Source organism: Gemmobacter fulvus (assembly GCF_018798885.1).
Taxonomy (GTDB): Bacteria; Pseudomonadota; Alphaproteobacteria; order Rhodobacterales; family Rhodobacteraceae; genus Gemmobacter; species Gemmobacter fulvus.
Genome location: NZ_CP076361.1, coordinates 462,499 through 471,653 on the forward strand (window position 1 = coordinate 462,499; position 9,155 = coordinate 471,653).

A 9,155-nucleotide genomic window follows, 5' to 3' on the forward strand; every position below is an offset into this window, starting at 1 on the left:
CGCGTCCACAGGCCCGGCCATCACAGCCGGGCCATCTGGCAACCGGTCAGGACACCGCGATCTTCAGCAGCTTGATCGCGGCAAAATCGGTGATGTCGCCCCCCACACGCTTGCTGGCATAGAACAGCACATGCGGCTTGGCCGAGAAGGGGTCACGCAGCACCCGCAGATCCGGGCGTTCGGCAATCGTGTAGCCCGACTGGAAATCCCCGAACGCAATCGGATAGGTATTGGCCGCGATGTCGGGCATGTCCTCGCAGACCAGCACCGGATAGCCCATCAGCCGCGCAGGCTCGCCCGCCGCCAGCCCGTCCGACCACATGAACCGCCCGTCGGCGTCCTTCATCTTGCGCACCGCGCCCGCCGTCTTGGAATTCATCACGAAGGTGCCATTGGCGCGGTAATCCGCGCCCAGCGCATAGACCAGCGAGATGATGCAATCCGCCGCATTGGTGGTGGCAAAATCCGCCGCCGCCCCGGTGGGGATGTAGCCGAGGCTGCCCCAGGTCCAGCTGGCATTGGCCACCTTGGCGGGCAGCAGGATGCCCTTGGGCTTGTCTACCCCGTCACCATTGATGAAGGCCGCCGATTCCGCGCGGATGAACCGCGTGGCAATCTTGCCCGCCAGCCAGCCTTCCACGTCAAAGGCGCTGTCATCCAGCAGGCGCTGGCTCGCCTTCGGCATGGCCGACAGCTCGTGCAGCTTGATCGAGATCCGCTCCACCGTCGGCGTCGCGGTTTCGCTCTGTGCCCCGGATTCCGTGGCCCAGCCCGAACCAACCTCGCTGCGGTCGATCAGCACATCAAAGCTCGAGGCCTCCACCTGCACCACATTGCCGATGGCCCGCAGCGACGAGGTGGAGATCAGCATCGACCGGATCGTATCCGAGGTTTTCGGATCCACCAGATAGCCGCCATCCGCCGCCACTGCCGTCGACATGGCCTTGCCTTCCAGCACCAGCCCGCGCAGCCCGTCATCATCGCCCGACCGCAGATAGGCGTCAAACGCCTTCACATGCGGCACATCCCCCTCGGCCTGTGCCGAAAGTGCGGGGCGCCCGTAGGTCATGGTTTTCCGATCCAGCATGGTCAGTCGCTCTTCCTGTTGTTGCAACGCAGATTTCATCTCGCCCTGAAAGCCTTTGAGTTCTTTCAGGAACCCCGTCATGGCGGCGGCAACCTCCGCCCCCGGATTCAGGCCATTGGGCATGACGCCGCCGGCCCGAGCCTCTGTCTCGGTCATGTCGATCTTTCCTCTGAATGTGGTCGTGAAAGCCGCCTAGCGGTCGGCCAGATCCCGGCGCGCATCCTCAAAGATCTGCGCCAGCGAACGCCAGGTCTCTGCCGCGGGGTCATCGCCCTTGGCTGCCACCCGCGCGTCAGGCAGCATCGGAAATGTCACCAGAGACACTTCCCACAGCTCGAGTTCCGTCAGGGTCCGCTGCCCCTTTGCCCCGCGATCCGCCCGCAGCGTGCGATAGCCGATGGACAGCCCGTCAATCGCACCCGCCCCCAGCAGCGCCACCGCCTCGCGGCCCCGCGCCACCTCGGTCAGGATCCGCCCCTTGACCCAAAGCCCGGTCGCATCCTCGCGCACCTCGTCCCAGACACCGATCGGCTGCGACGGATCATGCTGCCACAGCATCTTGACCCGCCGCCCCGATGCGCCCAGCGCCGCGAGGCTGGCCTCATAGGCACCGCGCTGCACCACATCGCCGCCCTGATCGCGTTTGCCAAACAGGCTGGCATATCCCTGCACCAGCTGCCCTTCGGTCACACTCAGCCCCGAGGCCGCATCCCCGCCCAGCGCCATGAACTTGCGTTCCGGTGCCCCGAACAGATCCATATATCCCATGTTCACCTCATCGCCGCCGTCAGAAGCGCCTCTGCCCCCTGCGCCAGCAGGAAAGCCGCCACGCCGTAAACCCCCAACCAGATGCGTTTCTCCAGCCGCTCCAGCGTGCCTTCGATCTGCACCAGCCGATATTCCAGCCCGCTCCAGCGTTCTTCCGCGACCCGTTCGTTGGCCTCGATCCGCGCCGCCGCCGCGTCAAAACTGTCATACAGGAACCGTGATCCGCCCGAGCTTTTCGGTCGGATGCTCATTCCTCCTCCGAAAGCCTCGGCAGGCCCAGCAGCACGCGCTTTTCGGCCTGCGTCAGAAACTCTGCCGCGCCCACCCGTGCCCATTGCTGATCCCGCTCTGCCGCCAGCGCCGGCACCTGATCCAGATCGGGTTTCAGCTCCACCGCCTCACCGCTGAACCCGGTCAGCCAATGCGACACCGCCGCCATCACCTTGGCCACCAGCGGCAGCACCGTCAGACGGTAAAACGCCCGGTTCGCCTCCTGGTAATTGGCATAGGTGGCGTCGCCCTGAATCCCGATCAGCATCGGTGGCACGCCGAATGCGATGGCAATATCGCGCGCCGCCGCCTCCTTGGTTTTCTGAAACTCCATGTCCGACGGGCTGAAGCCCATCGGCTTCCAGTCCAGACCACCTTCCAGCAGCATCGGCCGCCCGGCATTGCGCGCGCCCTGATGGTTCGCCTCGATCTCGCCCACCAGCCGGTCATACTGATCCGCCGACAGGCTCGCCTGCCCATCCGGCCCCTTGTAGACAATGGCCCCCGAGGGCCGCGCGGCATTGTCCAGCAACGCCTTGCTCCAGGCACTCGCCGCCATATGCACATCCAGCGCCACCGCCGCCGCCTGCAAGGGCGAGAACCCATAGTGATCGTCCGTCGGATGGAAGTTGCGGATATGGCAGACAGGCTGCACCGCACCCATCATGTCAAAGCGATGTTTGCGCCCGCCGACGCTATAATCATAGGCCACCGGCCAGCCATCCGCCCCCGGCACCAGCGACATCCGGTCACTGCGCAGGACATGCAGCTCGCCCGGCAACCGGTCCGCCCCCGGCACCGCCTCCAGATAGGCATTGCCGCTCAGCAGCAGCTGCGCATAGACCGCCTCGAACAGATCGGCCCGCCCCTGCGCCGCATTGGGCCGCCGGATCAGATCCAGCACCGGGTGCAGATCATAGCGCCGCTCTGCATCTTGCAAGATCAACGGCAAGGCCGCCGCCGCCTCGGAAATCAGCTTCACCGCGCGGAATCCGATAGGATTGCCCTGAAAGCCGTTGCGCATCAGGCTCGCCCCGTCGCGCGGGCTCCACGCCACCCGCCCCGAGGTGCCAAAGGCCACCACCCGCCCGGTGGCCGAGGCCTTGCTTTCCGGCACCACCGGGGCCGCCCGTCGCAGAAAATCAAACACCATGCCGCCCGTCTCCCTGATCGCAGACATGCGCCCGCCCTGCCATGCCTGCGCACGACCCCGGCAGCACCTGCCCTTCAACCTGATCCAAATATCCCGCCCAGGGCGGTTACAGCCGCCGCACCTGCGGGTTCCGATAGCTTTGCGCCGGGTCGATCATCAACTCGGTCAAGGCCCAGACCAAAGCATCCACCCGGTCGGGCGAGCCTTTGCCCTCGTATCCCCGCGCCGTCATCCGGCACATCTGATCCTCCAGCCCCGCCAGACCGCGCAGGTGGCTGACCCGCCCCTGTTCATACAACGCCGCCACCGGCTCGGCCCGGGCAACCTTGCCCTTGCTCGCCCGCACCGCGCGGTAAGGCACCAGCGGATCCACCTGCCGGATCACCGATTGCACCAGATCACCGCCCTGATTGACCTCGGCCACCAGACGCTCTGCCCCATGCCGCGCCATCGCGGCAATCGCCGCCCGCGCCCAGGCATCGGGCGAGGCCCCCTGCACGCTGGCATCCTCCAGCACCACCGCGCGCCAGTCCTGCACCGGCCCTTCGGTAAGCGCGCCGACCACGATGATCCCGCATTCATCCGATCCACCATGGCCCGTCACCGGCGGATCCACCGCCACCACGATCCGGCTCAGCTTCGGCACCCGGTCGATCCGCCCGCGTTCCAGCATCGCCGTGGTCCAGAGCGCGCCCTCCGCATCCTCGATCAGCACGCCATCCAGTTCCTGTCGGCCTTGCCGCGTGCCGCCATAGCGCGCCTGCACCTCCTCCAGAAAGCTCGCGGCCAGATGCGCCCGGTTGGCATCGGTCGGCGCATGGGTCACCACCGAGGACGGGTTGTTCAGAATGGCCTTCAGCACCGCCACATTCCGTGGCGTGGTTGTCACCACCTGACGCGGATTCTCGCCCAGCCGCAGTGCGAATTGCAGCTGATCCCAGGTCTCCTCGGCCTTCTTCCACTTCGCCAGTTCATCCACCCAGGCGGCATCGAATTGCGGCCCGCGCAGGGATTCCGGCTCATGCGCCGAAAACACCTGCGCCACCGCCCCATTCGGCCAGACCAGCCTGCGCCGCCCGGCCTCCCACTCCGGGCGGCGGTCCGGGGGCGAACAGGCCAGAATGCCGCTGTCCCCGAACACCATCACTTCGCGCACCTGGTCAATCGTCTCGCCAACCAGCGCAACCCGTCTGGCGCGACCGGGATCTGCCGGGCGCGGGCCTTCCACCTCCGCCCGCACCCATTCCGCCCCGGCGCGGGTCTTTCCCGCACCGCGTCCGCCCATGATGACCCAGGTTTTCCAGGCCCCTTCGGGCGGCAGTTGATGCGGCAATGCCCAGAATTCGAACATCCAGGGCAGCGCCAGCAAGGCCTGATCGCTCAGCCCTCCCAGAAAATCATCCACCACTTCCGGCGTCACGGAGGCGAGCCAGCCTGCGCCCGATCTCATCCCGCGCCGCGGCGAAATCCAGCTCTCCGGCCTGGCCTCCAACGACCCCGGCAACCTGCTTGCGGAGTTTGTCAACGCGTGTCCTCTCATCCATGACCAACTGGAAGGCCGCGCGCAGATCCTTGACAGCCTGAACCGCTGCCTTGACCTCGCCCAACTCGCCGTCCCGCAGCTTTTGCGTGGCCTGAACCAGCTCCAGCGCGACCTCCCGATACAAATCTTCCGATGCCTTCAGCAAAGCTTCCGGCCCCGTATCTCCCCCGGAGAATTCCATTCCCATCCTGCTGCCGCCCGCCTCTCATGCCTCCGCACGAGTGAAACAAAAAAGCGACGGGCCCGGGTTTCCCCTTCTCCGTCGCTCGTCCGTTTCTTCTAGCATGGGCCAATCTTTGGACCATCTTGCCGCAAATGTCAAATAGTTTTTTTATTTTCAATATCTTAACGATGCGTACGTTGCTCCGGCCCGCAACGCAACACCAAGGCGCAAGCCCGCATCAAAACAAAAAGGGGGCAGGCTTTCGCCTCCCCCCTCTGTCATCCGCAATACGCGCGCAGGTCTTACTGACCCTGCACCCCGCCGCCTTCGGTTCCCTGCTGCGCCTCGATGGCCCGCCAGCGTGCAACATTCTCGTTATGCTCGGCCAGCGTCTTTGCAAACGCATGGCCGCCGCTGCCATCTGCCACAAAGAACAGATATTCGGTCACATCCGGGTTCAGCGCCGCCTCGATGCTCAACCGCCCCGGATTGGCAATCGGTGTCGGCGGCAATCCCTGAATGACATAAGTATTCCAGGGCGTTGCGCGCCGAAGTTCGCTCTGACGCAAGCCGCGCCCCAGCACACCTTCGCCCTTGGTCACACCATAGATCACCGTCGGGTCCGTTTGCAGCCGCATCCCGGCGCGCAGACGGTTGATGAACACACTCGCCACCTGTTTGCGTTCTGCCGCGATGCCGGTTTCCTTCTCGACGATCGAGGCCATGATCAGCGCCTCTTCCGGCGTGTCATAGGGCAGGCCCTCCACGCGCGAGGCCCAGAGATCGGCCAGAATACGGGTCTGCTTGTCCTGCATGGCAGTCAGCAAGGCCGCCCGCGCGCCGCCCTTCTCAACCTCATAGCCATCCGGTGCGAGGCTGCCTTCCGGCGGCACGGCATCCACCGCGCCCTCCAGAAAATCGGCGCGTTTCAGGCTTTCCACCACCATCCAGCTGGTCACGCCCTCGGCCAGCGTCACCTGCCAGCGCAGATCGCCGGCAAGTGTCGCATCGACATAGGGCTGGGGGGCCGCTTCCGCCGCCGGATCGAACTTCACCACCTCGACATAGCGGTTCGTCGCCGGATCCAGCTCGCGCAGCACGATTTCCGCCTTGGCCACGCCAATCCGGTAATTGACCTCGCGCCCGCAGGTCGATGCGCCCCCGGCCGTCAGCACATCCAGCACCTGAACCATCGACGCGCCTTCCGGCACCAGATAGGAGCCGAATTTCAGCCCCTGCCCCTTGCCCGAATAATCGGCCCCGATGCGGAAGATCCGCGCATCCGACACCGCCCCCTGCGCCTCAAGCGTACGGCTGACTTCGCTCAGCGATGCGCCCTTCTCCACCTTGACGCAGATCGCCTCGGTCAAGGGCCCCGGTCCGTTGAACTCCTGCCGCCCCCAGGCCAGCAGCCCGGCCAGCGCCACCAGCAGCACAATGAACAGCGTCAGCGCGTTCGAGGCGATGGAGCGCCACATCAGTCGCGCACCCGGCCCAGCACCAGCGAGGCATTGGTGCCGCCAAAGCCAAAGCTGTTGGACAGCGCAATGTCGATCTTGCGTTTGCGCGCGGCATTCGGGGCCAGATCCAGTTTCGGGGCCACCGCCGGATTGTCGAGGTTGATCGTCGGCGGGGCCACCTGATCGCGGATCGCCAGCACGCAGAAGATCGCCTCAACCGCGCCCGCAGCCCCCAACAGATGCCCGATGCTCGATTTGGTCGACGACATGGTCGCCGCCGCCGCCGCATCGCCCATCAGCCGCTCCACCGCGCCCAGCTCGATGGTATCCGCCATGGTCGAGGTGCCATGCGCATTGATGTAATCCACCTGATCCGGCGTGATCCCGGCCCGTTTCAGCGCCGCCTGCATCGACCGGAAGCCGCCATCGCCATCCTCGCTCGGCGCGGTGATGTGATAGGCGTCCCCCGACAGGCCATAGCCCAGCACTTCGGCATAGATCTTTGCGCCGCGCGCCTTGGCATGTTCGTATTCTTCCAGCACCACGACACCGGCCCCCTCGCCCATGACAAAGCCGTCACGGTCGGCATCATAGGGACGGCTGGCCTTGGCCGGATCATCGGCGCGTTTGGTCGACAGCGCCTTGCAGGCATTGAACCCGGCAATGCCGATCTCGGAAATCGGGCTTTCCGCGCCGCCTGCGATCATCACATCGGCATCGCCCCACTGGATCAGCCGCGCCGCATCGCCGATGGCATGGGCGCCGGTGGAACAGGCGGTCACGACGGCATGGTTCGGCCCCTTGAAGCCGAAGCGGATCGAAACCTGCCCCGAAATCAGGTTGATCAGCGCGCCCGGAATGAAGAACGGGCTGACCCGCTTCGGACCTTTTTCCTTGATCAGAACCGCGGTTTCGGCAATCGACGACAACCCGCCAATGCCCGAGCCGATCATCACGCCGGTGCGCAACCGGCCTTCTTCGTCCTGCGGCTCCCATCCCGCATCGCGCACCGCCTGCACTGCCGCCGCCATGCCGTAAAGTATGAAATCATCCACCTTGCGGCGGTCCTTCGGCTCCATCCAGTCGTCGGGATTGAAGGTGCCGTCGGACCCGTCGCCCTGCGGAATCTCGCAGGCATATTGCGTCACGACGTTCGAGGCGTCAAAGCGCGTGATCGGCCCCGCCCCCGACTGCCCGTCCAGCAGACGCTTCCAGGTCTCCTCCACACCACAAGCCAGCGGCGTGACCATTCCAAGACCCGTGACAACAACGCGACGCATCGGCAATTCCTTCGTTCCGCGACCCAGAGCCGGGCCCTATCCGCCCGCTGTGATACACGCCCGGTTTCCCTTAAGCAACAATCGCCCCGCATCGGTGGCGCGCATCTGCCGGATGCCTGTGCAAACAGGCCGTCGGCGCAATGCAAAAGGCGCCCCGCTCAGGGGGCGCCTTTTCCAACAGGTCACGCAGAAGGATCAGACTGCGCCGGAGATGAACTTCACCGCATCCCCGAAGGTCTGGATGGTTTCTGCAGCGTCATCCGGGATCTCGATGCCGAATTCTTCTTCGAAGGCCATCACCAGCTCGACGGTGTCGAGGCTGTCCGCGCCCAGGTCGTCGATGAACGAGGCATTCTCGGTCACCTTGTCCTCTTCGACGCCGAGATGCTCGACGACGATCTTCTTCACGCGATCAGCGATGTCGCTCATGTCACTTCCTCATATCGTTGCGGGGTGGCCCCCGGTCTGGTGTCCCTGCCAGGGGTGGCCCCTGGCGATTTCCCCCGCATTGCGGCAGGGAACCGGCCCCTTGCGGCACCGGCAGTTCCGTTCGCGGCTATAGCAAGCGGGCAAAGGCTTGGCAAACGCTTTAAATACCCGCCCCGCCGGCGTTACAGCATCGCCATACCGCCATTCACATGCAGCGTCGTGCCCGTCACATAGCCGGCTTCCGGGCTGGCCAGATACAGCACCGCCGCCGCGATCTCCGAGGCCTCGCCCATGCGCCCGGCCGGAACCTGCGTCAGGATGCGGCCCTTCTGCTCATCATTCAGCTTGTCGGTCATCGCCGTGGTGATGAAGCCCGGTGCCACACAGTTCACCGTGATTCCCCGGCTGGCCACCTCGGCGGCAAGGCTTTTCGACATGCCGACCATGCCCGCCTTCGACGCCGCGTAATTGCCCTGCCCCGGATTGCCGGTGGCCCCGACGATGGACGAGATATTGACGATCCGCCCCCATCGCGCCTTCATCATGCCGCGCAGCACGCCCCGGCACAGCCGGAAGGTCGAGGTCAGATTGACCTCCAGCACCGACAGCCACTCGTCATCCGACATGCGCATGAACAGATTGTCGCGCGTGATGCCCGCATTGTTCACCAGCACATCCACCGATCCCATCGCCGCAATCGCCGCCTTGGGCAGCGCCTCGACGCTTTCGGCATTGCCCAGATCACAGGTCAGCACATGCACGCGGTCGCCCAACTCTGCCGCCAGCGCCTCCAACGGGGCCAGCCGCGTGCCCGACAGGGTCACCGTGGCCCCCGCGCCATGCAGCACGCGCGCAATCTCGCCGCCAATGCCGCCTGACGCCCCGGTGACCAGTGCCGTCTTGCCGCTCAGATCAAACATCCCAAATTCCTTTCCCGCGCCGGAACCCCGTTCCGGCCTTCATCCTGATCCAGACACCCGCAGAGGCGCGCGGGCAAACACC

Annotated in this window: 10 protein-coding genes; all 10 read right to left on the bottom strand. The window is 65.3% G+C overall.

The features are described from left to right. Positions 1–46 precede the first annotated feature (46 nt). The 10 genes from KM031_RS02195 to fabG all read right to left on the bottom strand — a co-directional run bounded on the left by KM031_RS02195 (position 47) and on the right by fabG (position 9,073). Complete coding sequence (locus KM031_RS02195; protein WP_215504007.1) at positions 47–1,243, bottom strand: phage major capsid protein; 1,197 nt, start codon at positions 1,241–1,243, stop codon at positions 47–49. Between the two features lie 36 nt (positions 1,244–1,279). Continuing rightward, positions 1,280–1,846 carry an HK97 family phage prohead protease gene (locus tag KM031_RS02200; RefSeq protein WP_246566925.1) on the bottom strand — a complete coding sequence of 189 codons (567 nt, stop codon included), beginning with the start codon at positions 1,844–1,846 and terminating at the stop codon, positions 1,280–1,282. A gap of 11 nt (positions 1,847–1,857) precedes the next feature. After that, positions 1,858–2,106, bottom strand: coding sequence for a GTA head formation protein, RCAP_rcc01685 family (locus KM031_RS02205; RefSeq protein WP_215504005.1), 249 nt, complete (start codon positions 2,104–2,106; stop codon positions 1,858–1,860). Beyond that, entirely contained in the window at positions 2,103–3,278 is a 1,176-nt protein-coding gene (locus tag KM031_RS02210) for a phage portal protein (RefSeq protein WP_215504559.1), read from the bottom strand. The genes KM031_RS02205 and KM031_RS02210 overlap by 4 nt, the downstream gene beginning before the upstream one ends. A gap of 106 nt (positions 3,279–3,384) precedes the next feature. After that, positions 3,385–4,728 (bottom strand): DNA-packaging protein, encoded by a 1,344-nt coding sequence (locus tag KM031_RS02215; protein ID WP_215504004.1) that lies wholly within the window; start codon positions 4,726–4,728, stop codon positions 3,385–3,387. Then, complete coding sequence (locus KM031_RS02220) at positions 4,676–5,002, bottom strand: hypothetical protein (protein ID WP_246566876.1); 327 nt, start codon at positions 5,000–5,002, stop codon at positions 4,676–4,678. The genes KM031_RS02215 and KM031_RS02220 overlap by 53 nt, the downstream gene beginning before the upstream one ends. A gap of 284 nt (positions 5,003–5,286) precedes the next feature. Beyond that, positions 5,287–6,462, bottom strand: coding sequence for an endolytic transglycosylase MltG (mltG, locus tag KM031_RS02225; protein WP_215504002.1), 1,176 nt, complete (start codon positions 6,460–6,462; stop codon positions 5,287–5,289). Then, the gene (gene fabF, locus KM031_RS02230; RefSeq protein ID WP_215504001.1) at positions 6,462–7,724 is read right to left on the bottom strand and encodes a beta-ketoacyl-ACP synthase II; all 1,263 of its coding nucleotides are present in this window, start codon (positions 7,722–7,724) and stop codon (positions 6,462–6,464) included. The genes mltG and fabF overlap by 1 nt, the downstream gene beginning before the upstream one ends. Before the next feature lie 195 nt (positions 7,725–7,919). Further along, on the bottom strand, positions 7,920–8,153 hold the full coding sequence (locus tag KM031_RS02235) for an acyl carrier protein (protein ID WP_091300786.1): 234 nt from the start codon (positions 8,151–8,153) through the stop codon (positions 7,920–7,922). Positions 8,154–8,335: 182 nt separating this feature from the next. Then, positions 8,336–9,073, bottom strand: coding sequence for a 3-oxoacyl-[acyl-carrier-protein] reductase (gene fabG / locus KM031_RS02240; RefSeq protein WP_215504000.1), 738 nt, complete (start codon positions 9,071–9,073; stop codon positions 8,336–8,338). Between the last annotated feature and the right edge of the window lie 82 nt (positions 9,074–9,155).